Source organism: Epilithonimonas pallida (assembly GCF_900182975.1).
Classification (GTDB): domain Bacteria; phylum Bacteroidota; class Bacteroidia; order Flavobacteriales; family Weeksellaceae; genus Epilithonimonas; species Epilithonimonas pallida.
In genome coordinates this window covers 82,670-107,883 of sequence record NZ_FXUO01000003.1, presented here as the reverse complement: position 1 = coordinate 107,883, position 25,214 = coordinate 82,670, and the positions used below count along the sequence as shown (strand labels likewise).

18 protein-coding genes are annotated in these 25,214 nt (G+C 38.1%); 8 read left to right on the top strand and 10 right to left on the bottom strand.

Annotated features, from left to right (window positions below; all coding sequences use genetic code 11):
• Nucleotides 1-141: 141 nt before the first annotated feature.
• Together QOL71_RS06580 and lpxB are read right to left on the bottom strand one after the other, a co-directional pair.
• Entirely contained in the window at nucleotides 142-615 is a 474-nt protein-coding gene (locus QOL71_RS06580) for a DUF1569 domain-containing protein (protein WP_283416150.1), read from the bottom strand.
• The gene (gene lpxB, locus QOL71_RS06575) at nucleotides 615-1,721 is read right to left on the bottom strand and encodes a lipid-A-disaccharide synthase (RefSeq protein ID WP_283416149.1); all 1,107 of its coding nucleotides are present in this window, start codon (nucleotides 1,719-1,721) and stop codon (nucleotides 615-617) included. Before lpxB ends, QOL71_RS06580 begins: the two co-directional genes overlap by 1 nt.
• Nucleotides 1,722-2,244: 523 nt before the next feature.
• Here lpxB and QOL71_RS06570 point away from each other — a divergent pair.
• The 6 genes from QOL71_RS06570 to QOL71_RS06545 all read left to right on the top strand — a co-directional run bounded on the left by QOL71_RS06570 (nucleotide 2,245) and on the right by QOL71_RS06545 (nucleotide 8,550).
• Nucleotides 2,245-3,090, top strand: a complete 846-nt coding sequence (locus tag QOL71_RS06570; RefSeq protein ID WP_283416148.1) for an RteC domain-containing protein — start codon at nucleotides 2,245-2,247, stop codon at nucleotides 3,088-3,090.
• Between the two features lie 249 nt (nucleotides 3,091-3,339).
• Entirely contained in the window at nucleotides 3,340-3,693 is a 354-nt protein-coding gene (locus QOL71_RS06565) for a helix-turn-helix domain-containing protein (RefSeq protein ID WP_283416147.1), read from the top strand.
• 26 nt (nucleotides 3,694-3,719) lie between these two features.
• Nucleotides 3,720-4,013, top strand: coding sequence for a helix-turn-helix domain-containing protein (locus QOL71_RS06560; protein ID WP_283416146.1), 294 nt, complete (start codon nucleotides 3,720-3,722; stop codon nucleotides 4,011-4,013).
• Between the two features lie 98 nt (nucleotides 4,014-4,111).
• Complete coding sequence (locus tag QOL71_RS06555) at nucleotides 4,112-5,581, top strand: DUF3945 domain-containing protein (protein ID WP_283416145.1); 1,470 nt, start codon at nucleotides 4,112-4,114, stop codon at nucleotides 5,579-5,581.
• Between the two features lie 6 nt (nucleotides 5,582-5,587).
• The gene (locus QOL71_RS06550; RefSeq protein ID WP_283416144.1) at nucleotides 5,588-7,672 is read left to right on the top strand and encodes a type IA DNA topoisomerase; all 2,085 of its coding nucleotides are present in this window, start codon (nucleotides 5,588-5,590) and stop codon (nucleotides 7,670-7,672) included.
• The gene (locus tag QOL71_RS06545) at nucleotides 7,672-8,550 is read left to right on the top strand and encodes an ORF6N domain-containing protein (RefSeq protein WP_283416143.1); all 879 of its coding nucleotides are present in this window, start codon (nucleotides 7,672-7,674) and stop codon (nucleotides 8,548-8,550) included. The genes QOL71_RS06550 and QOL71_RS06545 overlap by 1 nt, the downstream gene beginning before the upstream one ends.
• A 46-nt stretch (nucleotides 8,551-8,596) precedes the next feature.
• On the opposite strand, the gene QOL71_RS06540 is transcribed toward QOL71_RS06545, so the two are convergent.
• Entirely contained in the window at nucleotides 8,597-9,355 is a 759-nt protein-coding gene (locus tag QOL71_RS06540) for a Swt1 family HEPN domain-containing protein (RefSeq protein ID WP_283416142.1), read from the bottom strand.
• Between the two features lie 22 nt (nucleotides 9,356-9,377).
• Entirely contained in the window at nucleotides 9,378-11,510 is a 2,133-nt protein-coding gene (locus QOL71_RS06535; protein WP_283416141.1) for a DUF262 domain-containing protein, read from the bottom strand.
• Nucleotides 11,511-11,692: 182 nt separating this feature from the next.
• On the opposite strand from QOL71_RS06535, the gene QOL71_RS06530 reads away from it, so the two are divergent.
• Together QOL71_RS06530 and QOL71_RS06525 are read left to right on the top strand one after the other, a co-directional pair.
• Entirely contained in the window at nucleotides 11,693-12,130 is a 438-nt protein-coding gene (locus QOL71_RS06530) for a DUF1896 domain-containing protein (RefSeq protein ID WP_283416140.1), read from the top strand.
• Nucleotides 12,117-17,495 carry an N-6 DNA methylase gene (locus tag QOL71_RS06525; protein ID WP_283416139.1) on the top strand — a complete coding sequence of 1,793 codons (5,379 nt, stop codon included), beginning with the start codon at nucleotides 12,117-12,119 and terminating at the stop codon, nucleotides 17,493-17,495. The genes QOL71_RS06530 and QOL71_RS06525 overlap by 14 nt, the downstream gene beginning before the upstream one ends.
• Before the next feature lie 2 nt (nucleotides 17,496-17,497).
• Here QOL71_RS06525 and QOL71_RS06520 read toward each other — a convergent pair whose 3' ends face one another.
• The 6 genes from QOL71_RS06520 to kdpB form a co-directional block, all read right to left on the bottom strand.
• Nucleotides 17,498-18,328 carry an RteC domain-containing protein gene (locus QOL71_RS06520; RefSeq protein ID WP_032131832.1) on the bottom strand — a complete coding sequence of 277 codons (831 nt, stop codon included), beginning with the start codon at nucleotides 18,326-18,328 and terminating at the stop codon, nucleotides 17,498-17,500.
• A 77-nt stretch (nucleotides 18,329-18,405) separates the two neighbouring features.
• On the bottom strand, nucleotides 18,406-20,142 hold the full coding sequence (locus QOL71_RS06515; RefSeq protein WP_283416138.1) for an ATP-binding protein: 1,737 nt from the start codon (nucleotides 20,140-20,142) through the stop codon (nucleotides 18,406-18,408).
• A gap of 1 nt (nucleotide 20,143) precedes the next feature.
• Nucleotides 20,144-21,265 carry a sensor protein KdpD gene (locus QOL71_RS06510; RefSeq protein ID WP_032131834.1) on the bottom strand — a complete coding sequence of 374 codons (1,122 nt, stop codon included), beginning with the start codon at nucleotides 21,263-21,265 and terminating at the stop codon, nucleotides 20,144-20,146.
• A gap of 78 nt (nucleotides 21,266-21,343) precedes the next feature.
• Complete coding sequence (locus QOL71_RS06505) at nucleotides 21,344-22,411, bottom strand: porin (RefSeq protein WP_283416137.1); 1,068 nt, start codon at nucleotides 22,409-22,411, stop codon at nucleotides 21,344-21,346.
• A gap of 198 nt (nucleotides 22,412-22,609) precedes the next feature.
• The gene (locus QOL71_RS06500; RefSeq protein ID WP_055041566.1) at nucleotides 22,610-23,170 is read right to left on the bottom strand and encodes a K(+)-transporting ATPase subunit C; all 561 of its coding nucleotides are present in this window, start codon (nucleotides 23,168-23,170) and stop codon (nucleotides 22,610-22,612) included.
• 22 nt (nucleotides 23,171-23,192) lie between these two features.
• The gene (gene kdpB, locus QOL71_RS06495) at nucleotides 23,193-25,202 is read right to left on the bottom strand and encodes a potassium-transporting ATPase subunit KdpB (RefSeq protein ID WP_234108521.1); all 2,010 of its coding nucleotides are present in this window, start codon (nucleotides 25,200-25,202) and stop codon (nucleotides 23,193-23,195) included.
• Between the last annotated feature and the right edge of the window lie 12 nt (nucleotides 25,203-25,214).

Sequence of the window (25,214 nt, the reverse complement as noted above, 5' to 3'; positions counted from 1 at the left end):
CGAAGTGTCTGATGATAAAGATAATAAATAAAAAAGAAAGTTTGCCATTCCGGAGGAATCTCTGTAAGAATCGATAAAATGTTTAGATTCCTCCGGAAAGATAAAAATGCTTCAAAGCCTTTTGAATGAGCTTCGGAGTATCTATACCTTTATCATTTCTATGCCTTCAATAATTTCATCAATAATTTTAAGATGATGCTTCGTATGAAGACCTAAAAATTTGAGTGTTGTTTTTTTATCGAGGTCACCGAGAAAAGGATGCGTGATGAATGCTTTCTCAGGTAGATTTTTTACGGCTTCCAGTTTTTCTTTCGCCAGATTCAAAAGCTTTTCGATACTTTCTTTAGTCGGTGTTTCTAATGGAACAAATTGTTTTGGAGACTTGATTTTCCCTCTCGGAATCAACCCAAAATTGAGAAACACAAACTTTTTGATGCTGAATTTCGGATTATAATTTTCCGGATTGGTCATTGTCAATCCTTTCAGACTTCCATTGATGATTAAAAGGGAATGTTCCAAATGCCAGCCGACAGAGGCTTTGGAAACTGATGGGTTTTCCTTATTAATTTCAGGAAGCAATGATTCTATTTTTTGTAATAATTTTTCTAATGTCATTATTTCAGATTTACAATAAATTCTGCTGCGTTCTGACTGGCGCCACTTCCTCCTAATTTTGTTCTCAAAATTTCGTAATTATTCAGAACTTCGTCTCTTTTATTAGTATTGAGGATTTTATTAAGTTCATCAACGAGGTTTTTAGTATTCAGTTCGTTTTGAATGAGTTCGGTCACTACTTCTTTGTCCATAATCAAGTTGACCAAAGAAATATACTTAATATTTTTCACCAGTCTTTTCCCGATTTCGTAGGAAATTCGGCTTCCTTTATAGCAAACAACTTCCGGGATATTGAGCAAAGCGGTTTCCAGAGTTGCTGTTCCGGAAGTTACCAAAGCAGCTTTGGAACATCTCAACAAATCGTAAGTTCTGTTGGAAACAAAATGGACATCGTCATCCACAAATTGTTCATAAAAATCTTTGTCAAGACTTGGTGCACCGGCAATCACAAACTGGTAATCCGGGAAATCATTTCTCACAGACAACATGGTTTGCAGCATTTTTGAAACTTCTTGTTTTCTGGAGCCGGGCAACAATGCAATGATATCTTTATCATTAAGCTGGTTTTCTTTTTTGAATTCCTGAATATCAATCGGTGGCAAACCTTCTATTGCATCCAATAATGGATGTCCGACAAAATGCGCTTCAACCTGATGTTTTTTATAAAAATCCTTTTCGAACGGAAGAATCACCAGCATCTCATCGACATATTTTTTGATGGTTTCAACTCTACCTTCTTTCCAAGCCCAAAGCTGAGGAGAAATATAATATACAACTTTAATTCCCAATTCTTTAGCAAATTTCGCAATCCTCAAATTAAATCCCGGATAATCCACTAAAATCAAAACATCAGGTTTATTTTCCAGGATATCTTTTTTACAGAATTTGATATTGTTGAGAATGGTTCTCAGATTCTGAACCACTTCCAGGAAACCCATAAAAGCCAGATCGCGGTAATGTTTGACCAAAGTTCCGCCTTGTTTCTGCATCAAGTCGCCGCCCCAAAACCGGAATTCGGCATTTTGGTCTTTCTGTCTGATGGCTTTCATTAGGTTGGAAGCGTGCAAATCGCCGGAAGCTTCACCTGCTATTATATAATATCTCAAGGTTTATGGATTTTAGATTTTGATAGTCTGCCCGATAGATAAATCTAAAGAAGTTTTCCGTTCAAAATAATTAACTTTGAGCAAAATTAAAGTTTTTTGAGCGATTAGGATTGTGAAAGTTCTGATATGGGGAAATTTGTTTTACACACCAATCCCTAGCCCCGATAGTAGCGGCATCCTTTTTCTTTTTTGCTAAAAAAGATTAATTTAGCCTAAATCGGCTAATAAAGAGTAGTTTACAAGAGTGGAGAACTCTATCGGTAACGATTTAGTAATGGTGCTTACTGCACTTGCTTTCACTTGATTACCTTGTAAATCATTAATGCAAATGTAATAAAAAATGGGTAGAGTACATTAGTGCTTTACCCATTTTTTCGCCCTTTCCTTTCTACTGAAATATCAATAAAATCTCCCCACTGGGGGTATTCTGTGATATTGGTTTCAATATTATTCCCAAATTTTGGCATATCAACAATAGATGCAGCTCCGAAACAAATTGTGAGAACTTCTAAACGACTATGCTATGGAAATCGTGTTGAATAAGATATTAGCGCAAATTCATCATCAGGAAGATAAATTTTCTTCTCAAAAGATGCCAACGGCGGAAGAGGCTTATCAAATGACCCTGTTCCTAAAGGAAATGTTGTTCAATATAAAAGCCCAAGTCGTACAGGATGGATTTACAAATGAACAGCAGGAGATTGACTTTTTCAAGAACATTAAACCACAAATCTTAGGGAAGCTCATTTACTATAATAAAGTCTTCCGCATCGAAACTACCTGCCCTGTGAGCAATGGCAAAATACACCAAAGCTATTATGAGAACCTATTAAAAACCCTCAAATTACAATATAAAGAAACTATTTGCAATGAGGATTTTTATAGATACTACCGTGCAGGCAGGATAGACCGTGACCATACTTATTTCAGGCTCGGACAAATCAATTACCACGATGGATTAAAGAGTGGTGTATTTGAAATTGACCTTAGCTTTTCAACATATTTTGATAACAAAATAGCCCACATTATAGCGAATGAATTACTTTATACTTATATGCTTACTAAAATCAGCCCCGAAGAAAATCCAGATTTGATTTTATTAAATGGAGAAGCAAACAAGGATATTTCGTGGACAAATTCTCAAAATGCACTTATCGAACTGATATACGCTCTATATGCTTCCAATTCTATTGCATTCGGAAAAATAGGCATCCGAAAATTAGCTTTGATTTTTCAAGTGCTATTCCGAACTCCCTTAAACGATATACATCACTCTTTCCACCGAATGAAAACAAGGGCAGGCTCCCGAACGGCATTTTTAGACCAGCTCAAAATATCCCTCGAAGAATATATGGATAAAGACCTTTAACTATTTCAATACAGTGATTTCAAAGCAGTACACAATATGTACTGTTTTTTTTTGCCCATATCTGCCAATTGGCAAATGTTGGCAAATCCCTGTTACAAAATACTCAAAATGCCCTGAACCACTTATTAAACAAGGAGTTTCCCTAAGTGTAAATATTTTCAAAAAACCGCCAAACCAATTGGCAAGGATTGGCAGACAAACACTGCCACCTTTAGGAGTTTTGCATAGTGAACATTTAAAAGCTGTGCAATGAAAATTATAACTATCGAAGAAGAAGCGTGGCAACAGCTAAACAGCCGTATCAATGCCATTGCCGACTACCTAAAAAGATTGGACGAAACCAGCTATGATGACCTGTGGCTCAATAACCACGAGGTTTGCCAATACCTACACATCAGCGAAAAGACCTTATGGCGTATGCGAACCAAAGGCGAGATTGCTTATTCAAAAATCTACGGTCAGTATTTCTACACCATAGGAGCAATTAAGGATATGCTCAATGCCAATGCCATACAGAGCAGTGATGAATTTGTGCAGGAGCTTATGGCAAAAGGCAAAAGCTATATCGAAAAAGGCAGAAAACTAAAGGCAGATAAAAAATAGGTATGAACCCTTAAAAGTATATCCCTATGAATATTGACAGAATGGAATTTTTGGCGTGGATGGAACGCTTAATGGGTCGCTTGGATATGCTGGGCGACAATATAGATGAACTGCAAAAGAAACGCAACAGCATAGACGGCGAGGAATTGCTGGATAACCAGGATTTGCTTCAAATGCTTAAAATCAGCAACCGCTCCCTGCAACGGTATCGCTCCATTGGCAAACTACCCTATTATACGATAAGCGGAAAGCTGTATTACAAGCTATCCGATGTACATCAGTTCATAAGAGAGAGCTTTAACCCACCCTCAAGCAAATGAACGCCAATGAAAGACAAAGGCTGCCTTTGAGTGCCACTTCGGGCGATACAGCCAACGCTTCATTTACATTCGGCGGTAAACTTTAAATTTTTCAGATTATGAGCGAAGAAACGACAAATAAGCAGGAAATGCCCGAACAATTATCGGACATATTATTGGTGCTGGATAAAGAAAAAATGAAAATCCAAGCCGTAAAAAGCATTGATAAAAACGGGAAAATGGAAACCGTTGAACCCACGAAGAAAAACCAAAACCAGTTTATGCGTGTGGACAAAAGCGGCGATTTCTTTTCCAACTTCTTCTCCAATTTTTTCAGCCAGTTAAAGAACCCTACCAATTTTTCATTCTTCAAAGTGCCTGCACCTGTCGCAGTTGAAAAAGCACAGGAAATGCAAAAGCAGGTTGATAAACCCACACCCGAAGGCGAAAAAGTGATGAAAGAACACGAAGTAAAAACAGAACCGCAACAGGATAAAAAACAAGAAAATCAAAATAATATGGCAACAACACAAACAACACCGGAAGCCAGCGAATACCGCTACAAGCCGGAGCAGATTGATTGGGACACAATGAACAATCTCGGATTAAGTAAGGAATATCTTGAAAAGAGAAACCTGCTTGAACCTTTATTGAAAGGTTATAAAACTAATGAACTCTTACCGATTGGTGTTAACCTCGGTGGTACTATTCTCCGCACGGATGCCCGCCTATCTTTACAGCAAGCCGAAGACGGAAAAGTTGTAGTAGGAATACACGGCATCAAAAAAGAACCAAACCTCCATTTTGAGTTTTTCGGACACAAGTTTACCGATGAGGATAAAAAGAACCTGCTCGAAACGGGCAATATGGGTCGCGTGGTTGATTTGAAAAATACCAAGACAGGAGAATTGATGCCGTCCATTATCAGTATAGACAGGCTGACAAACGATGTAATTGCACTGCGAACGGATTTCATAAAAATTCCCGATGAAATTAAAGGCGTGAAATTGGACGATGCCCAGAAACAAACCTTAATGGAGGGTAAACCACTAAAGTTAGACGGTATGATTTCTACTAAAGGAACTGAATTTTCTGCAACGGTACAGTTCAATGCGGACAAGCGTTATGTTGAGTTCCTGTTTGACAGAAATAACTCTAACAGGCAAACGCAAAGCAACGGGCAGAACAATCAACAAAGCAACCAGCAAAACCAACCGCAGGAAGCTCCAAAAACATTCCGTGGCAAGGAATTGACCGATGAACAACATAAGGATTTCAAAGCCGGACAAACCGTTTACATTGACGGATTGAAGGATAAAAAAGGGCAACCGTATCAGGGTTACATCACTTTCAACAAGGAAACCGGGAAAACTGATTTTGCCTTTCCAAGCCAAGTTAAGGCACAGGCAAAACCTGTCGAAGCCCATAAAACACAAACTGCCGTCAATTCAGAGGGCAAAACCAACGAAGCGACCAAAAACATCCAAGAGCCTTTGAAGTCGGGGCAACAAAGACCGAAAAACAAAAAACAGCAGGAACAACAGGAAAGACCTGAAACACCTGCAAAGTCCAAAGGCAGAAAAATGTAGTAAAATATGAAAACAATAATCGCAGAAAAACCAAGCGTAGCAAGGGAAATAGCCGGACTTGTGGGGGCATCCGATAAAAAGGACGGCTACCTGACAGGTAACGGCTATTTTGTTACGTGGGCATTCGGTCATTTAATAGGATTGGGAATGCCCGAAGATTACGGGATTTCGGGATTTGATAAAGCATCATTGCCAATACTCCCCAACCCGTTTTTGCTGACCGTCCGAAAGGTCAAAAAAGATAAAGGCTATACAGCCGATACAGGTGCATTAAAGCAACTGAAAGTCATTGAACAGCTTTTTAACCGTAGTAACAACATCATTGTAGCTACCGATGCAGGTCGTGAGGGCGAACTCATTTTCAGGTACATTTATGAATACCTGAAATGTAACAAGCCCTTTGAACGCCTTTGGATAAGCTCGCTTACCGAAAAAGCCATCAAGCAAGGTTTTGATAATTTAAAAGACGGGGCAGCATTTGACGGATTGTATCAGGCGGCACAAGGCAGAAGCCGTGCCGATTGGCTTGTGGGCATCAATGCTACACAGGCGTTGAGCATTGCAGTAGGCAATGGCATCTATTCGCTTGGAAGAGTGCAAACGCCTACACTGGCTTTGATATGCAGACGCTACCTGGAAAACAAAAATTTCTCGGTAAAGAAATATTGGCAGATACAGCTATCGCACAACAAAGAGTTGATAGATTTTAAAAGCCTTTCCAAAACAAAATGGGAAGACCAAAAACTTGCCGATGATACGCTGAAAGCTATTCAGCGAAGCGAAGCGGCAACAGTTACATCAGTAGAAACGAAAAGCGTTACAGAACAACCGCCTTTATTGTTCGACCTTACCGGATTGCAAAAGGAAGCCAATAAAAAATTGAACCTTTCTGCCGAAGAAAGCCTCAACATTGCCCAAAGTCTTTACGAAAAGAAGTTTATCACTTATCCCCGTACCGGAAGCAAATACATTCCTGAAGATATGTGGGCAGAAATTCCCAACCTGATAAGGGCTTTGCAGGATAGGGAAACCTGCAAGCAAGCCGTATCAAAAATAAAATGGGGACGTTTCAATAAACGTATCGTGAACGATTTGCGAGTTACCGACCACCACGGATTATTGATAACGGATAAAATACCGTCAGCACTGAACGCAAAGGAAAATATGGTTTATGATATGATTGCCTTTCGGTTGCTCGAAGCCCTTTCACAAGCCTGCATCAAAGAGATAACCGATGTAGGTTTACAGGTATTGCATTATGATTTTACGGCAAAGGGTTGTAAGGTTATAGAAGCAGGCTGGCGTTCCATCAAAGGCAGTTTCTCCGATGATGATACCGAACCTCTACAGGATTTGCCTGAACTGAAAAAAGGCGATGAACTCAAAATAAAAGAAGCCTCCGTTCTCGAAAAGAAAACCAAACCGCCCGTACTTTATACCGAAGCAGGGCTTTTGTCGGCTATGGAAACTGCCGGAAAGGAAATCGAAAATGAAGACGAACGCAAGGCTTTACAAAATATCGGTATCGGTACTGCGGCTACAAGAGCCGCAATAATCGAAACCCTGTTTACCCGTAACTATATTCAAAGAGAAAAGAAATCCTTAATCCCTACCGAAAAGGGATTGCAAGTGTATGAATTGGTTAAAGAACGGAAAATTGCGGACGTGGTAATGACTGCCGAATGGGAACTCGCATTGCAGAAAATTGAGAACAACGAAGCGGATGCAGGTGCTTTTCAAAAGGAAATGGAAACTTACGCTTCCTCTATTACCAATGAATTGCTGCAAACTTCCATTGCCCAAAACAACCTGCCCAAATTGGTTTGCCCAAAATGCAAAAGCCAGCAACTCCTTATCCGTGATAAAATCGTGAAGTGTCCTGATGAGGCTTGTAATTGGGTACAGTTCCGTAATGTGTGTGGCGTACAAATCGGCATAGCCGATATTGAAAGCCTTATCAATAAAAAGAAAACTTCACTCATCAAAGGAATGAAAAGCAAGGCAGGTAAGAAATTCGATGCGTATATCGTATTGAAAGAGGATTGTACAACCTCTTTTGAGTTTGATAAAAATAAAAGCTACAAAAAGTAATGGAAAATAAACCCATCATTATCAGCAAGGAAATCAGAAACCTGATTTATACCATACGTGGAAAGCAAGTGATGCTGGATAGCTCCCTCGCTTCCTTATACGAGGTGGAAACCAAGAACCTCAACAAAGCCGTAAAAAGAAATATTGAAAGGTTTCCCGTTTCTTTTTGCTTTCAACTGACCGAAGAGGAAGTTGAAAACTTGAGGTTCCAAATTGGAACCTCAAGTTTAAGCTACGGTGGAAGACGGTATTTGCCCTATGTTTTTACTGAACAAGGGGTCGCAATGGCTTCTGCCATACTCCGTTCAGATATAGCGGTTAAAGTCAGTGTTGAAATTATGGAAGCTTTTGTAGAAATGCGAAGAATGCTTATCAGCAATGCTTCTCTTTTTCATCGTTTGGATAAAATTGAACTGAAACAATTAGAAGCCGACCAAAGATTTGAAGAGATTTTTAAGGCTTTGGAAAGTGATAAACTCCACAGCGAAAAAGGTATTTTCTACAATGGGCAGGTTTTTGATGCCTATGCCTTTGTTTCCGATATTATCCGAAGTGCCAAAAGCTCCATTATCCTGCTGGATAATTATGTGGATGATACCGTATTGACCTTATTGGGCAAGCGAAGCGACAATGTAACCGCAACAATTTATACCAAAAGCATCAGCAATCAGCTACGGCTGGATGTACAACGGTACAACAGCCAATATTCTCGGATTGAAGTTGAGTTATTTTCGGATGCTCACGACCGTTTTATGATAATTGACGGCACGGAACTTTACCATATCGGAGCATCACTGAAAGACCTGGGCAAAAAATGGTTTGCCTTTTCGAGAATGGATATTGAGGTTGGCAGAATGCTCCAAATCTTACACAACTAATAAACAAACCCTCTGATAATTCAGAGGGTTTGTTGTCTAATTTATACTATAATTGTAATTGGGCTGTAATACTCTTATAATAAACTTTTAGTGCATCACGTTCATCATTACCAACGTAACTATTGTGAGCAACTAAACACCGTATCTTGTATAATTCATCAACCATTACATTCAACCAATGTTCATTCTGTTTAGGGAAATATTTTCCAAAAATTATCCAATTTCCAACTATTATTTTCCCTAACTCTATAAAGTCGCAATAAAACAAATCACTATTACCTCGTATGGGTAAATATTTACTCTCTTGTTCGCTTTTCTTCAATTTATCTATTGTGTCTTGTACTTTTCTGGGAATATTTACTGTTTCTGTTTTCATTATTTCTTCAATAAATATTCTTAAAGAATTTTCAATACAATATAAATACAAATAAACTTCCGACATTTCTCGCCCTTTCTGTTGTATATCTTGGGGTAAAAGGTTTAAATGACCAAAGTTTACATTTTGTTGTATTTCCTCTATACTATCCAATAAGGAATTTTCATCCGAAATTAGAGGATAGAATATCTCATTAATGTATTTTCTTCGTTCTGCATATCCACCTTTGGCTTGCATTTCTCTCCTAAATTCCTGAAGTGTAACACAGATTTTAAATTCTTTTGGTTGGTTAGTTTTGAACTTAGCAGACTTATTCAGTTCATTTTTTAAACTTTTATATTCTGCTTCATTTTCACTTGTTATAGTAACATCGGTGGATGCTCCTGTAAGTAATATTTTTAAACGTTCAATGTTTTCTGTATAATTCATTTAGATTAATATTTTCTATTGGTTATTCTTCTCTACTCTGTGGCTCTTCTTCTTGGAGCATAAAATCAAGGAATAATAATTCTGCTTTGGCAGTTTCATCTTCAAACTTTAAGTCCCAACGCTGTTCCATAAATTCCAATAATTTATTGCCTCTATCAAGGATAGTATCAGAGTTCCAAAAATCATATCCTGAAACTTCGATTTCAGAATGTGAACCATCAGAATAACCTTGTCTTATTTTTTCTTTTTTGTCATTATATTTTGCATTCTTCTTGTCATCAAAGCAATCATTTTGTAGGCTTGAATTTATACTTTGTGATAATGGCAAAAGATTTCCTAAACTTCCTTGAAAAAAAGGTATCTGTGATTTTTTGTAGCCTTTGAAACTATCTTTCCAACTTTTATGTGTGGGAGTTTGAGGATAAATATGTTCAATAGAAACTTTGTCTTTTTCACTTTTTACAAATAACTTCCAATCAATCTTTTGGCTTCCTCTTTGTCTTACTTTTTCCATTTCATATTCATATAAGAAATACCGAAGCCCATTCCAGTAATAAAACCCACCTCCGCTTTTGAATTTCTTATCAATAAATTTTTGGAAATATGTATAATCGAAATAGGTTTCTTCGGAATTTTCAGGTGTATAAAAACAGTAACTCATTCTATCATTCAATCGTTGAATAATACTATCGATTGTCAATTCTCCGTTTCGCAACTGTCTTGCTGCACGATAAAATTCACTATTTCTATATGTCGAAAAAGCTCGGCTAAGCCTGAATGTAATAAATATAAAACGTTCAATTGCTTTAAGTAATTGAACTCGCTTATCCGAATTAATATCCTTGTTTAAAAAAGCTACGGTTACAAGCGGACGGAAATAAATTATACCAATTCTATTCAATCGGTCTATCCAAAGGCTTTCTTGTGCAGTTAGGTCTGAGTTGTTTACCGGATTGTGCGTATTATACCAGTGAACGGCAGCAGATTTCAAACTGTTTACATAATCTTCAATTTCTTTTGGAGAAAGTTGGGAACGCATCACTATTATTTCTTCTTCTCCATTTGCCTCAACTTCTTCTTGGTCGGTATCTTCATCTTCTCTAACTTCTTCAAATTCCTGTATGGAACTAAGTCTTACTTCAGTTTTAGCATAAATATTTTGTGGTGTAAACTTCTGTTCTAATAAAAACCTTATGTAATCGTCGCCTTTTTCCCTTGTGTATTGAAAATACATAATCCAATGAGCAACTAAAAAATCATCATCGTTGAGTGGATTTTTTTTGTTTCTTCCAAGTTGGTAATAGACTTCTTTCCACGCATCATTGATTTTCTCACGCAAAGAAATCCGTTCATCATTTTTTAACTCTTTTTCATCATATAAAGTAGTTAAGTAAATCAGGCGATTTTTAAGAAGCTCCAAATTTGATAACTTTTTTCCACGATTATTCATCGTTTCAAATGCAACGAAAACATCAAAGTCATCACTTATTTCATAGACATTAAACATCATATTCTGTGTGACCTTTTTGAACAGCGCTTCAATTTCACTCAAACCATATTTATCAAAATAATTTTGCAGATTTTCTTTGAAAAAGCGTTTGGCATTTTCAAGGTTGAGTGTATAAAAAGTTTCCTGAATTGTTCCGCTATTGGGTTCTAAAAAAATTTTATGTCGTAGAAATTTGAAACTTGGATTATCAACCTCGTATCCAAACTTGTATGTTTTGATAATGAATTGTGGGGGTTTTTCAATTACCAAATATTCTTCCTTAATTGCTTTTAGGCTGAAAGAACCAAGATAAATTTCTTCGTCCTTTTTATCCTTGTTTTCAGGAATAGCTTTGAGTTGTTCCGAAATAGCTTGTATAAAAATTACAAATGTTGTCAGGCGTTGTTGCCCATCAACAATATGAAAAGGTTTAAAACCTCTATCTTCGATTAGCCAACGTTCGTCATTCCAACTACTCCAAATGTTTTTATCTACTTTTTTTAAAGAGAGTAGTCCTGTATAATGAAACCTATCAGTTGGAAGATTAACCAAATCCTCCCAAAAATCTTTTAATTGTCGTGTCGTCCAAGCATAGCCACGCTGGTAATCAGGAATTTTAAATATTCTGTCTTTAAAAATACTTTTTAGGGGTTCTAATTCATTCATTATTTATAGTCTGTCGATTAATTGTTTGCTTTGATAGCTCAAAAATACAAATTAAATCCCCGGTTATTAATTTCCTTACGACAAATCCCGCCTCTCAAAGCCAAACCCTGCCACATTTTTAAAGGCTCTTATCTACTGCTATAATTTTAGGCTTCAAGTAAAATTCTAAACAAAATTATAGTATGGATACACAGCAAAAAGACCTATCGTATTTCAGATTACGACTGCAAGAATTATTAAACACCAGCTTTCCCGAAAAAGCCAATGAGCAGAAATTTATTGAGCAACGTTCTTCGTGGGCTGCCAATGCCTACGAGGGGGCTTTTAGTTCGGGAAACGCTATTGAGCAATGCAACGAAATAGCCAATTACATACTTTTTGAGGGCTTGCATTTCTCCAAATTCGATACCGTGTTTCAGGTGGTATGCAATGAGTTTGATACCATAATGACAGACGAGGAACTGCGACCGTTCGCCCTTAAAGTGTTTCCTGTTTGCGAGCCTGTTTTCTCCAGCTATGAACTAACCGATGATTTCGCATACGGTTTTGAGTTTGACCTGCTCTATACCGAAATAACCGGAACCATCGCAATATGGATAGAGGAAAATGGGCTTCAGTAAAAAGCAACATCTCCAACAGAACATTGATGCCCTGCGAATTGCTTTTAAACTGGAAAAGGAGAAACGGCAAGCCACCGTAGGCGAAAGACTGCTAATGATGCAATACAGCGGATTTGGCGGCCTTAAATTCGTGTTGAACCCCATAGCGAACGAAATAGACATCAACAATTGGAGAAAGACTGAACACGACCTTTTCCCGATTACGCAGGAACTCCACCAGCTACTCAAAGAAAATTCCGAAGACGAAAAGCAATACCGCAGGTATGTGGATAGTATGAAAAGCTCTGTTCTGACGGCTTTTTATACACCGCCACAGGTCATAGATGCGATTTCCGCAACTTTGCGTGAAAGCGGTCTGAACATTGATAAATTCATCGAACCCTCCGCAGGTATCGGGTCTTTCATACAATCCTTTTCAGAAAATAAAAAAGCCAGTGTTACTGCTTATGAAAAGGATTTGCTCACAGGCAAGATTTTAAAACAGCTTTATCCCGAAAGCATAATCCGTATAAGCGGTTTTGAGGAAATCCCCGAAAAGGGACAAAACAGCTTTGATGTAATCGCCAGTAATATTCCATTTGGCGATACTTCCGTTTTCGACCTTTCCTATTCCCGAAGCAGGGACAGTGCAAAAGTACAAGCTGCCCGAAGCATACACAACTATTTCTTTCTGAAAGGAACGGACATGCTCCGTGAGGGAGGTTTGCTGGTGTATATAACATCGCAAGGCATTCTGAATAGTCCGAAAAATGAACCGATACGCAGAGCGTTGATGGAGCATAATAATTTGGTTTCGGTTGTACGCTTACCCAACAACTTGTTTACAGAATATGCAGGTACAGAAGTTGGTAGTGATCTAATCATTCTACAAAAGAATACAGCAAAGCAAAATCTAACCGAGTTGGAAGAATTGTTTTGCCAAAGCAGACAAACAGATTTTAACACGCCTGGTAACGCTTTCTTCCAAGACAGCACAAGGATTGTTCATACCGATCAGAAGTTAGATACTGACCCTTATGGACAACCAGCTTTAATCTTTACCCATAAAGATGGTGTTGAGGGCATTGCCAAAGATCTCAAGCAAATGCTTTCCGAAGATTTTAGCAAAAATCTGAATTTGAGCTTATACAAAGGGGAACGCAATGATGAACCTGTTATACAAATTCCTTTAACACCTCCGGTTAGCGAACCCGTAACCGCTCAACCTGTAATACAATCTTCACCTGTTCCCATAATCAATAGGGAAAGTCCTCAGGAGCTAAAACAACTAAGCATTTTTGACTTGTTTGAAAGTGTAGATGAGCCTGTAATGGTGGCTACGAAAAGTAAAACAACCGTACCAACCAAGAAACAAGCTCCCAGAAAAGCGAAACGGACAACGGGTCGTCAAACAAATCTCTTTAGCGGTTCAATGCAACAGCCCTACACGGCTCCCATTAACAATAAGGCTATAAGTGAAAAACCAGCTACAAATACGCAAAGGCAAATCATCGCCGATTTGTTTTCGGATACAAATGCCACTGAAATACCAATTCTGACGAATACCATTCCCGAACCTGCACCGTATAGTGGTGAATTGCAAACGTTTCATCGTAACGATTGTCTTGTGGTGGATAATGGTTGGGTCGGTCATCTGCAATATGTATCGGACGGTACTGCTATTTTTCATCCATTGCAATTGCCGTCTTCTCAAAAAGCGAGAGCCGAAGCATATATCGGGGTGCGTGATGTTTACCAACAGCTCTATACCAAAGAAGCTGAACAACAAACAGAATACAAAGAAGACAGAGAAAGTCTCAATCAGCTTTACGATGCCTTTATCAAAAAGTACGGCAATTTCAACAGTACGGATAACATCAAATTGATCAAAACCGACAGTGGGGGTAAAGAAATGCCTTATCTGGAACGTGTCATCGGTGGTGTGGTGCATAAGGCGGATATTTTCAGCCGTCCTGTCAGTTTTTCAACTATAACCATAGCAACTGATAATCCCGAAGAAGCTTTAGCTGCATCGCTAAACAAAAGCGGAAGTGTGGATTTAAGCTATATGTCCGAAATCAGCGGTATGACTGATGATGCTTTGAAAGAAGCTTTACACGGTCGTATTTTCTATAATCCTCTGCAAAAAGAATATGAGATAGCGGAACGTTGGATTGCAGGAAATGTCGTAGAAAAAGCAACCGACGTAAAAACATATCTCGAAAATAATCCGGATGATACCGAAGCCAAAGCAAGCCTTACTGTTTTGGAAGAAGCACGACCAAGGCGAATTGAATTTGAGGAACTCGACTTCAATTTAGGTGAACGATGGATACCCACAGGAATTTATGCCCGTTTTGCTTCACATCTTTTTGATACGGAAGTAAATATCCATTATTCAGACAGTTCAGATGATTTTTCGGTTACAGCCCAACGAGGTAATATGCACATTTGGGAAAAATATGCGGTAAAGTCTGAAAGCAGAACCTTTGACGGTATTGCACTGCTCAAACATGCTTTGGTCAATACCACACCAGATATTACCAAAAAAATCACTATTGATGAAAAAGAAGTAAAGGTTCGGGATATGGAAGCCATACAAATGGCAAACACCAAGATTGATGAAATCCGCACCGCATTTACTGACTGGCTTCATGCTCAGAGCGATGAGTTCAAAAAACGGCTGACCGACCAGTATAACGATACATTTAATTGTTTTGTGCGTCCAAAATATGACGGAACACATCAGGACTTTCCGGGATTAGACCGTAAGGCTCTTGGTATTGAAGATTTGTATTCCAGCCAAAAGGATACTGTTTGGATGATTAAACTGAACAATGGTGCGATCTGTGACCACGAAGTCGGTGCAGGAAAAACATTAGTCATGTGTACGGCCGCACAAGAAATGAAGCGTTTGGGATTGGCTCACAAACCAATGATTATCGGATTAAAAAGCAACGTTCACGAAATTGCAGAAGCCTATCGTACTGCTTATCCACATGCTAAAATCTTGTTTCCGGGCAAAGAAGATTTTACGCCTCAAAAGCGTATGCGGATTTTTGGCGACATTAAAAACAACGATTGGGATTGCGTGATCCTCACGCATGACCAGTTCGGGATGATACCTCAATCACCCGAAATTCAAAAGGAAATTCTTCAAATAGAATTGGACAGCGTGGAGCGTAATCTTGATGCCTTGCAATCGCAGGGAAAAGAAGTGACCAGAGGAATGCTTGCAGGGATAATCAAACGAAAAGAAAACCTTGAAGTAAAGCTCAAAACCTTGCAACACGATATTGAAAACCGAAAGGATGATGTGGTGGATTTTAAGATGATGGGCATTGATCATTTGTTGGTAGACGAAAGTCACCAATTCAAAAATCTAATGTTCAACACACGACATTCCAGAGTTGCCGGATTAGGAAATGTAGATGGAAGCCAAAAAGCAATGAACCTGTTATTTGCTATTCGCACTATACAAGATCGTACCAATGCAGATATGGGAGCCACTTTTTTGTCAGGAACAACCATCAGTAATTCCTTAACCGAATTATACCTCTTGTTCAAGTATCTGCGACCACGAGCAATGGAAAAACAAGGTATATATTCCTTTGATGCTTGGGCAGCCATTTATGCAAGAAAAACAACCGATTATGAGTTTTCGGTAGCGAATAATATTGTAGCAAAAGAGCGGTTTCGTTACTTTATCAAAGTGCCGGAGCTGGCTCAGTTCTATTCTGAAATTACGGATTATAGAACAGCAAAAGATATTGGGATTGACCGCCCGAATAAAAATGAAATCCTGTACAATATTCCGCCAACACCTGATCAGGACCATTTCATTCAAAGCTTAATGCAGTTTGCAAAATCGGGTGATGCGACTTTATTGGGTAGAGCTCCTTTAAGTCCGACAGAAGAAAAAGCAAAGATGTTGATTGCTACCGACTATGCCCGTAAGATGTCACTGGATATGCGAATGGTAAGCAGTGCGTATGACGATCATCCCGACAATAAGGCTTCGCATTGTGCGATGAACATTGCCAATTATTACAACCAATACAACGCACAAAAAGGTACACAGTTTGTCTTTTCTGATTTGGGAACCTACAAACCAAATGAATGGAATGTCTATTCCGAAATCAAACGCAAATTGGTAGAAGATCATAACATTCCCGCACATGAAGTCCGCTTCATTCAGGAAGCGAAAACGGATAATCAACGCAAGGAACTTATCAAAGGAATGAACGAAGGTAAAATCCGCGTGTTGTTTGGTTCTACGAGTATGTTGGGTACAGGTGTGAACGCACAGAAAAGAGCGGTAGCTATTCATCATCTGGATACACCTTGGCGACCGAGCGATTTGGCTCAACGTGATGGTCGGGCTATCCGAAAAGGCAATGAAATTGCCAAGTTCTTTGCAGATAACAAAGTAGATGTGGTGATCTATGCCGTAGAAAAATCGTTGGATAGCTATAAGTTCAATCTGCTGTACAATAAACAACTTTTTATTGACCAGTTAAAAAACAACAATCTCGGTAAGCGAACGATTGACGAAGGTAGTATGGACGAAAAATCAGGCATGAACTTTTCGGAGTATGTTGCTATCCTTTCGGGTAATACTGATTTGTTGGATAAAGCCAAAATAGAAAAACAGATAGCAGGATTGGAAAGTGAAAAGCAAGCGTTTAACCGCTCCAAGTCAAGTGCTAAATACAAATTACACGATTTTACAGAAATGCTTCAAAGTGCAGAATCCCGAGTTAACCGTATGAGCCTTGACTGGAACAATCTGCAACAACGGGTACAAAAACGTTCGGACGGAGCTATTGTAAATCTAATTCAATTAGACGGATTATCGCCGAATGCTGATGTCAAACAGATTGGAGCAAAACTCAATCAAATAGCAGATAAAGCCCGAACGGGTGGCGATTATCAGGAAATAGGTAGTTTGTACGGTTTTCAGTTATTGGTCAAAACTGAAATGTCCGAAAAAGAAGGTATGGATATTCGGGTAAACCGCTTTTTAATACAAGGCGAAGGGAATATAAAATACACGTTTAATAACGGAATCATTGCTAAAGATGAAAAACTGGCGGCTATGAATTTTTTAAACGCACTGGAAAAACTACCAAGCTATATTGAGCAGGAAAAAAAGAAAGTTGCAGAGATACAAAAAGACCTGCCTGTTCTTCATGAAGTAATCAATGGAACCTGGTCTAAAGAAAACCGATTGAGCGAACTTAAAACGGAATTGGCTTCCGTTGAACGAAAGATACAGTTGTCTATTACGCCCGAAACTAAAGAAGAGCCTACAGAACAGAAAGAAGTTCCGCAGGCGATTGTTCAGTCAAGGGATAGCCATTCGGCTAGACAGGGTTTAAGATAATTCTACTTTTCGTCCTGCTCGTTCATTTTTTTTGTCAACCCTTCACGTAATGCGTCAATAAATTTGGTACGGTTTATTTTTCGAGATTTAATTTCCATAAACGTATGGTAAAAATCACCTAATTCGATATTGAAAATGCTTTCAAAATACTTTGCAATATGCTTTACATCTGCATTTCCATTTTCGAATACTCCTTGAGAGTGCAATGCATAAATTAACTCTATTAATGCAGTTTTACTTGAGGTCCAATTTAAATTTGAATGATTTATTGGTTTGCTCCTTTTTTGTAAGTAGGAAAGCCGATCCTCCAAATAGACTTGTATTAAATCATTTGCCAAAATTTTTGCAACTTTATAATCGTGGGATGTTGAAAAATTATGATCTGATTCAAAAAAATATGTGTCAAGGCTAAGCTTGATATCATGTTTACCCCTTACAAAATATTTTTGATCCAAAAAAGTGCTATTCGTTCTATAGTATTTATAAAACTCCAAATTATTATCAAAGTATTTTTTCAGCCTTATTTGTTCGTTGATAAGATACTTTTTTATTAATTTATATGAGCCGTGAGGTTTTTTCGATTCAATCTTAAAAATAGCATTATAGTATATTAATTTAGACAAAATATCTGGCTTCAGTTTTTTAAAGAAATATATTTCATCTTCTTCTTTGTCAAATCCTTTTTCCAGAACATATAGTTTAACTTCCTTAAGATAATTTAGGATGAGAGAAACGGATGCCTCTGCCAGTTGGATTGGTTCATCAAACTCAATTTTATATACTTCAATTCGTTCATCAAGTTCTTTTAGTTTATCTCTATAAAATTTATGCATTTGAAAAATATGATAAAAGTGTCAACAACGAACTAAATTATATTAGCTCGAACACTTAAATTATTGGTATTAATATGTTAGAAGTGTTTATCTATGGAATTTAGCGTAAAGCAAAAAGTACTACCAGCACCATACTCACTCTCTACCCAGATTTTTCCTCCCTGAGCTTCAATAAACTCTTTGCTGATACTTAAGCCTAAACCAGTACCTTCTTTTTTGGTGCCGGGAATGCGGAAATAACGTTCGAAGATTTTATTCAAAAATTGAGGTTGTATGCCTTGACCCGTATCTGTTACAGAAAATCTTATTTGATTTTCTGTCTTTTCAACTTTGACATCAATTGTAGCATTCTCATACGAATACCGAACGGCATTGGAGATGAGATTGGTAAGAACCCATGCCGTTTTTTCACTATCGGCAGCAACCAGTGTATTATCCTCTATATCAACATCGATTTTAATATTCTTGTACTCAGCAGCAGATTTATTTGCGTTAACAGCATATTCAATCATAGGCTTTATTTCTGAACTAATTAAGTTTATTTGAATAGCCCCACTTTCAACCTGTGTGATGTTTAGTAGTTCTCCGGTAATTCTTAAAAGGCGGTCAGCATCGTCTTTTATACCATTAACCAGTCCTTTTTGTTCCTCATTTAAGTGACCTGTCTTTTCATTCTCCAGAATTTGAATACCTAACTGTATCGACGCAATAGGTGTTTTAAATTCATGGGAAACAGTTCCCATAAAATTGGTCTTTGCCAGATCCAGTTCTTTAAATGGTGTGATATTTCTCAGAAGAATAACCTGACCTATAAATTCACTGTCTGCTTCTCCGGTTGGAACGATGTTGATATCCACCACCTCTTTTTCAAAGTAGCTTTCCTTTCTGTCTGCATAAATCTTTAATTGTTCGGATTTAGCATTTTCGGGCTTTGGAAGAAAAATATCCTTGATAATACTTCTAATTAAATCATTGGTAACGGCTACATCCTGTATTTGTTTACCAATGAATTCTTCTTTTTTTAGACCACAAATATTTAATGCCTCTTCATTAGCGAAAAGCACTTTTTTGTTTTCATCGATACCGATAACTGGATCATGAAGATTATCAATTAACGTTTCAATTCGTTTTTTACCTTTTAGGATTTTATCGAGCTTACTCTCGGAATATTCTTCCAGCTTCTCCGCCATCGTATTGAATGATTTTGCCAAGTCACCAAACTCATTATGGCTTTCAAAATGCACCCTCTTTTTATAATTCTGCCCGGCTATTTCTTTTATACTATCGGTTAATTCCTTAATCGGGTTGGCTATATTAGAAGGCAAATTGACCAGTAAAATAAATGCAATCAGGAAGCAAAGTGAACCAGTAACTGAAATGATGACAATTGCTTTTTGAGCTGTATCATCGGCTATATCACTTTTTCGGTTGATCGCCTCCATATTTAGACGCATTAACTCCGTGATGTCTTTCCTTATGGATGATATAACTATAGAATCTTCGGGGTTTTCTTTTAAATCTTTAAAATGTTTAACGATAAGATTGGTAGCTTCGATTTCTCCAATCTCAGTTACATTCTGCTTTTGCAGATCGAGATTTTTTTGAAAAGTATCTACAGCGGATTTGTCTGAACGAACATCTTCCAAAGACAACAGCATGTTGCGGGCATACTGTAAGGTATTGTAATTGGCAACTAAGATATTATTAGTGTCTTTTTTCAGTTGGTTTACATACCAGCCACTAACAATTGCCAGTGCCAGTATCAGTAAAAATAGAGCACCAACTCCAACCGTTAATTTTGCTTTAATTCTCATTTTATGATAGTATTACGAGATCAATATTTTCTTGTGACAGCTTGTTCAGTAAGGCATTAAATGTGTCAGTTGCTAATATAATCTTAGCTAAGTTTAAATGTGGTTTACCTATACACACTGTTGTTATCTTACGATCTTCACATTCTTTGATGATTGCCTTAGTGGTATTTTTTGCTTTCACCTTAATTATTTCTGCCCCTAATTCTGTAGCTAATTTAAAATTATTAATCAAATGCCGTTGTTTATCTAGAGCGATTTTATCAGAACTTTCCTTAGGTATTTGCACATACATCACATACCATTTGCTGTTGTAATAATTAGCTAATCGTGCCGTTTTCCTAATAACGTTTTTTGCAGTTTTTTCGTTTGAACTGATACAGGCCAGGAAACGTTCTTTTTTGACACTTCTTGTAAATACTACTTCGGTTTCTACTTTTCGCTGCACCTGCGAAGCTACCTCCTTTAACGCCAACTCACGAAGCTGCAAAATATGCTCGCTCTTAAAAAAATTATTAAGTGCTGCTGTTATTTTAGAGCTTTCATAAATTTTTCCGGCTTTTAAACGATCTATCAGATCTTCTGCTGTAAGGTCGATATTGACTACCTCATCTGCCTGAGCGACTACGCTGTCGGGAATACGTTCCTGTACATCAATCCCCGTAATTTCCCGTACTTCTTCATTCAAACTTTCAATGTGTTGAATATTGACAGCACTGATGACATTGATACCCGCATCTAAAATATCGAGTACATCTTGCCATCTTTTTTCGTTATTGCTGCCTTCAATATTGGTATGAGCCAATTCGTCTACAATCACAACTTCCGGACGAAGGTTTATAATGGCTTGCAGATCCAGTTCTTCGAGTTCTTTCCCTTTATAGAAAAGTTTTCTGCGTGGAATGATCGGAAGCCCATCCAACAAAGCATGGGTCTCTGGTCTTTTGTGTGTTTCGATATATCCGATTTTCACATCGATACCGTTTCGCAATAGCGTATGTGCTTCCTGTAACATTCTATAGGTTTTACCCACACCAGCACTCATCCCGATATAGAGCTTGAATTTTCCTCTTCGGGATTTCTGAATGAGGTCTAAAAAATGTTCTGCACTTTTTCTTTCGTCCATACAATCTGTTTGCTTATATAAATTTACAAATTCCCCTTAGACAAATTGTCCAGGGGAATCATTAGTAAATGGAAATATTTAGAAACGTATCGCCAGCGATGTAACCGCCATAACGTTGTCTTTTTTCATATTGTCATCTCTGTTTAAGAAAATGGCATCTTTACTATTTAAGCTTTTAACTTCTGTTCTCCATACCAAATTAGGCAGAATTTGATAATCAACGTTGAGTGAAGCCCCAAATGTTTGAAATCCGTTTTCCGTTCCCGAGGCGATGATAACGCCATTCTTATCGTGGTAATATTCTCCTCTTGCAGCGATGCTTATTTTTTCAGTAGGGCTGTATTTCGCAATCAGTACAGGCGTATACCATGTATCATAGTCATCACTTGCTTTTTCTTTTTGTTGTGCGCCGATATCAAAGCCAGCGATCAATGCAAATTGATTGCTGATTTGAAACTGCCCATACAGATTGTGGAAGTAACGCATCTTACGCTCTTCATCAGGGAAGTCGTTGCCTATGAAAGAACTACTGTTTAAAGTCACTTTATCCGAAGGACGGTAAGTTAATTGATGACCAAAAGCTGGTGTGCTATTCCCTTCAACACGTTGGATACGTTGCCAGCCATTCAACACCAATACCGCCATATTCCATTTTCCATTATCGGTAGCATACGACAACTTAGCTCCGGTTTCAAAATAGGGCGAATTATCAGCCATCATACTTCTTGTCAATGTAAAGCAGTCCGCTCCGATAGCACTTTCAAAGCCAATGTGAGATGGCAAGATACCTGCATCTAACCATAAATTCTTCGTTTTAGATAGTTTCACCCCTACATTTGCTTCATATATATTTTTCAGCACGCCTTCTTCGGCTGCATAATTAGCATTCATATAAGAACCTACTCCAAGAGCCAGATTTGCTCTCATATTTTCTGTTTCATAAGCTGCTTTTATAAATCCCAAATTTAGACTCACTTCATTGTTGCGGTTGTGGCTGTACACAAATCCGGGTCTGGTATTGGATTTCGGGTTATTAAAATCCTGCTGATAATATACCTCAGCATATCCACTGATGGTTAACGGCTTTTTTTCAGTTTCCTGAGCACATACACTTCCTGTTGCTCCCAGAAGAATAGCTGAGAACATAATTATTTTTTTCATCTTATTAATTTGATTTTTAAACGTGATGAAGCTATCAGATTTATCCTCCCTGTGTGGTTGAATAAATCATGATGGTTTCATTTTTGAATTATTAAAATTTTACTGTTTATTGAATTACTCCTACAAGGCATTTTCAATGGCTACACACACATTTGAAAACCTGTAAGTTTTTTTAGGAATTACTTATTTAAGTTGATCCAGAGCGATATTTAATTTAAGTACATTGATCTTTTCGGGACCAAACATGCCCCACAAAGGTTTTTCGGTTTGTTCATCAATTAATTGATTCAATTTAACCTCATCAATCCCCCTTGTTTCAGCGATTCGTGCTACCTGTACCTTGGCAGCCTGAACGGAAAAGTTCGGATCCAATCCACTTCCGCTGGCAGTAACTAAGTCAACAGGTATTTCAGATTTATCAATTCCGGGATTATGTACTAAAAAAGTATCAATTCGTGCCTGAACCTCTGCTAAATATTCCTCATTAGAAGGACCTTTGTTACTACCTCCTGAACCAGCAGCATTGTAATCTACGGCCGATGGTCTTGACCAGAAATACTTATCCTCTGTGAAAGACTGACCAATATTGACATAATGTTTCTTTCCGTTGTGTTCTATAATTTCTCCTTTTCCAGCATTAGGAGCAAACTGTGCGATACCCCAGACTGCAAGTGGGTAAATGACTGTAAAAAACAGGATCATAACAGCAGTCAATTTTATTGCGGGCAAAATATGTTTTTTCATTTTATCTAAATTTTATAAAGGATTAAAAGAAAACGGATATAAGCATATCTATCAGCTTGATTCCTACAAAAGGTATCAGTACACCGCCTAAACCATAAATGAACAGGTTTCTTCGAAGTAATGCACTTGCTCCAATAGGTTTGTAAGCTACACCTTTCAATGCTAATGGAATCAACATCGGAATGATGATTGCGTTGAAAATTACAGCTGATAGTATTGCACTTTCCGGACTGTGTAAATTCATAATATTCAGTCCTTGCAATGCAGGAATCGCTGTGATGAACAGTGCTGGAATGATGGCAAAATACTTAGCCACATCATTCGCAATACTGAAAGTAGTCAATGTACCACGGGTCATCAGCAATTGTTTTCCGATTTCTACGACTTCAATCAATTTGGTCGGATCGTTATCCAGATCGACCATGTTTCCTGCTTCTTTTGCTGCCTGAGTACCAGAATTCATTGCTACACCCACATCAGCTTGTGCTAAAGCCGGAGCATCGTTTGTTCCATCACCCATCATAGCGACCAAGCGACCTTCCGACTGTTCTTTTTTGATGTAATTCATCTTGTCTTCGGGTTTTGCTTCTGCGATGAAATCGTCCACACCTGCCTTCTCAGCGATAAATTTAGCAGTCAAAGGATTGTCGCCCGTTACCATGACGGTTTTGATACCCATTTTACGCAGCCGTTCGAAACGTTCTTGAATACCCGGTTTGATGATGTCCTGTAGCTCAATTACACCCAATGCGATTTCATTCTCTGATACGACCAACGGTGTACCTCCATTAGAAGAGATGGCTTTCACTCTTTCTTCGACCTCTTTTGGAAAGTTATTACCTGCTTTTGTAACCAGATTTTTTATCGCATCGGTTGCACCTTTTCGGACACGCACATTCTCATAGTCTATACCTGAACTTCTAGTTTCTGCTGTAAACTTGATGAATTGAGGATTTTTGACTTCGTAACTCAAAGGGTTGATACCTGCTAATTCGATAATCGATTTACCTTCAGGAGTTTCATCAGCCATGGAGCTTAATACAGCCGCTTTAATTAATCTTTTCTCGTCAATACCATTTGTTGGATGAAAATGAGTTGCTTTACGGTTACCAATCGTGATTGTTCCTGTTTTATCCAATAATAAGACATCGATATCACCTGCGGTTTCTACCGCTTTACCACTTTTTGTAATAACATTGGCTCTCAATGCTCTGTCCATCCCTGCAATACCGATTGCAGACAACAATCCTCCAATGGTAGTCGGGATAAGACATACAAATAAAGAGATAAAAGAAGCAATGGTAATCCCCACATTTGCATAATCAGCAAATGGCTTAAGCGTCACACAGACAATGATAAACACAAGTGTAAATCCTGCTAACAAAATGGTTAAAGCAATTTCATTTGGTGTTTTTTGTCGGGCTGCACCTTCTACCAAGGCAATCATCTTGTCCAGGAAGCTTTCGCCCGGTTGCGTTGTTACCTGCACCACGATTTTATCGGACAAAACTTTGGTACCACCGGTAACAGAACTTTTGTCGCCACCTGCTTCACGAATCACAGGAGCAGATTCTCCGGTAATTGCACTTTCATCGATGGTCGCTAAGCCTTCAATAATTTCCCCATCAGAAGGAATGATGTCGCCAGCTTCACAGATGAAAACATCACCTTTTTGTAATTGAGCAGAGGAGATCGTTTTCCCATTTTTTAATCTTGCAGGCGTTTCTTCTCTTGTCTTACGCAAACTATCTGCTTGTGCTTTACCTCTTGCCTCAGCAATTGCCTCGGCAAAATTGGCAAATAACAGGGTAAGCAAAAGGATAATAAAGACGGTAAAATTATAACCAAAACTTCCTTGTCCCTGAGCTCCTGCCAACGTCCATAAACTCACGGCTAGCATAACCAAAGTACCGATCCATACAGTAAACATGACCGGATTACGGAACATGGTTTTCGGATTGAGTTTCACAAAAGATTGTTTCAGTGCTTCCTGAACCATATCTTTTTGAAACAATGATGTATTATTGTTCATTTCTAAATTCTT

What these genes read in the sequence shown, in the direction of transcription:
- QOL71_RS06580 (WP_283416150.1), bottom strand. Translation starts at nt 615, where the DNA reads ATGACATTAGAAAAATTATTACAAAAAATAGAATCATTGCTTCCTGAA.
- QOL71_RS06570 (WP_283416148.1), top strand. Translation starts at nt 2,245, where the DNA reads ATGGAAATCGTGTTGAATAAGATATTAGCGCAAATTCATCATCAGGAA.
- QOL71_RS06565 (WP_283416147.1), top strand. Translation starts at nt 3,340, where the DNA reads ATGAAAATTATAACTATCGAAGAAGAAGCGTGGCAACAGCTAAACAGC.
- QOL71_RS06560 (WP_283416146.1), top strand. Translation starts at nt 3,720, where the DNA reads ATGAATATTGACAGAATGGAATTTTTGGCGTGGATGGAACGCTTAATG.
- QOL71_RS06555 (WP_283416145.1), top strand. Translation starts at nt 4,112, where the DNA reads ATGAGCGAAGAAACGACAAATAAGCAGGAAATGCCCGAACAATTATCG.
- QOL71_RS06550 (WP_283416144.1), top strand. Translation starts at nt 5,588, where the DNA reads ATGAAAACAATAATCGCAGAAAAACCAAGCGTAGCAAGGGAAATAGCC.
- QOL71_RS06545 (WP_283416143.1), top strand. Translation starts at nt 7,672, where the DNA reads ATGGAAAATAAACCCATCATTATCAGCAAGGAAATCAGAAACCTGATT.
- QOL71_RS06540 (WP_283416142.1), bottom strand. Translation starts at nt 9,355, where the DNA reads ATGAATTATACAGAAAACATTGAACGTTTAAAAATATTACTTACAGGA.
- QOL71_RS06535 (WP_283416141.1), bottom strand. Translation starts at nt 11,510, where the DNA reads ATGAATGAATTAGAACCCCTAAAAAGTATTTTTAAAGACAGAATATTT.
- QOL71_RS06530 (WP_283416140.1), top strand. Translation starts at nt 11,693, where the DNA reads ATGGATACACAGCAAAAAGACCTATCGTATTTCAGATTACGACTGCAA.
- QOL71_RS06525 (WP_283416139.1), top strand. Translation starts at nt 12,117, where the DNA reads ATGGGCTTCAGTAAAAAGCAACATCTCCAACAGAACATTGATGCCCTG.
- QOL71_RS06520 (WP_032131832.1), bottom strand. Translation starts at nt 18,328, where the DNA reads ATGCATAAATTTTATAGAGATAAACTAAAAGAACTTGATGAACGAATT.
- QOL71_RS06515 (WP_283416138.1), bottom strand. Translation starts at nt 20,142, where the DNA reads ATGAGAATTAAAGCAAAATTAACGGTTGGAGTTGGTGCTCTATTTTTA.
- QOL71_RS06510 (WP_032131834.1), bottom strand. Translation starts at nt 21,265, where the DNA reads ATGGACGAAAGAAAAAGTGCAGAACATTTTTTAGACCTCATTCAGAAA.
- QOL71_RS06505 (WP_283416137.1), bottom strand. Translation starts at nt 22,411, where the DNA reads ATGTTCTCAGCTATTCTTCTGGGAGCAACAGGAAGTGTATGTGCTCAG.
- QOL71_RS06500 (WP_055041566.1), bottom strand. Translation starts at nt 23,170, where the DNA reads ATGAAAAAACATATTTTGCCCGCAATAAAATTGACTGCTGTTATGATC.
- kdpB (WP_234108521.1), bottom strand. Translation starts at nt 25,202, where the DNA reads ATGAACAATAATACATCATTGTTTCAAAAAGATATGGTTCAGGAAGCA.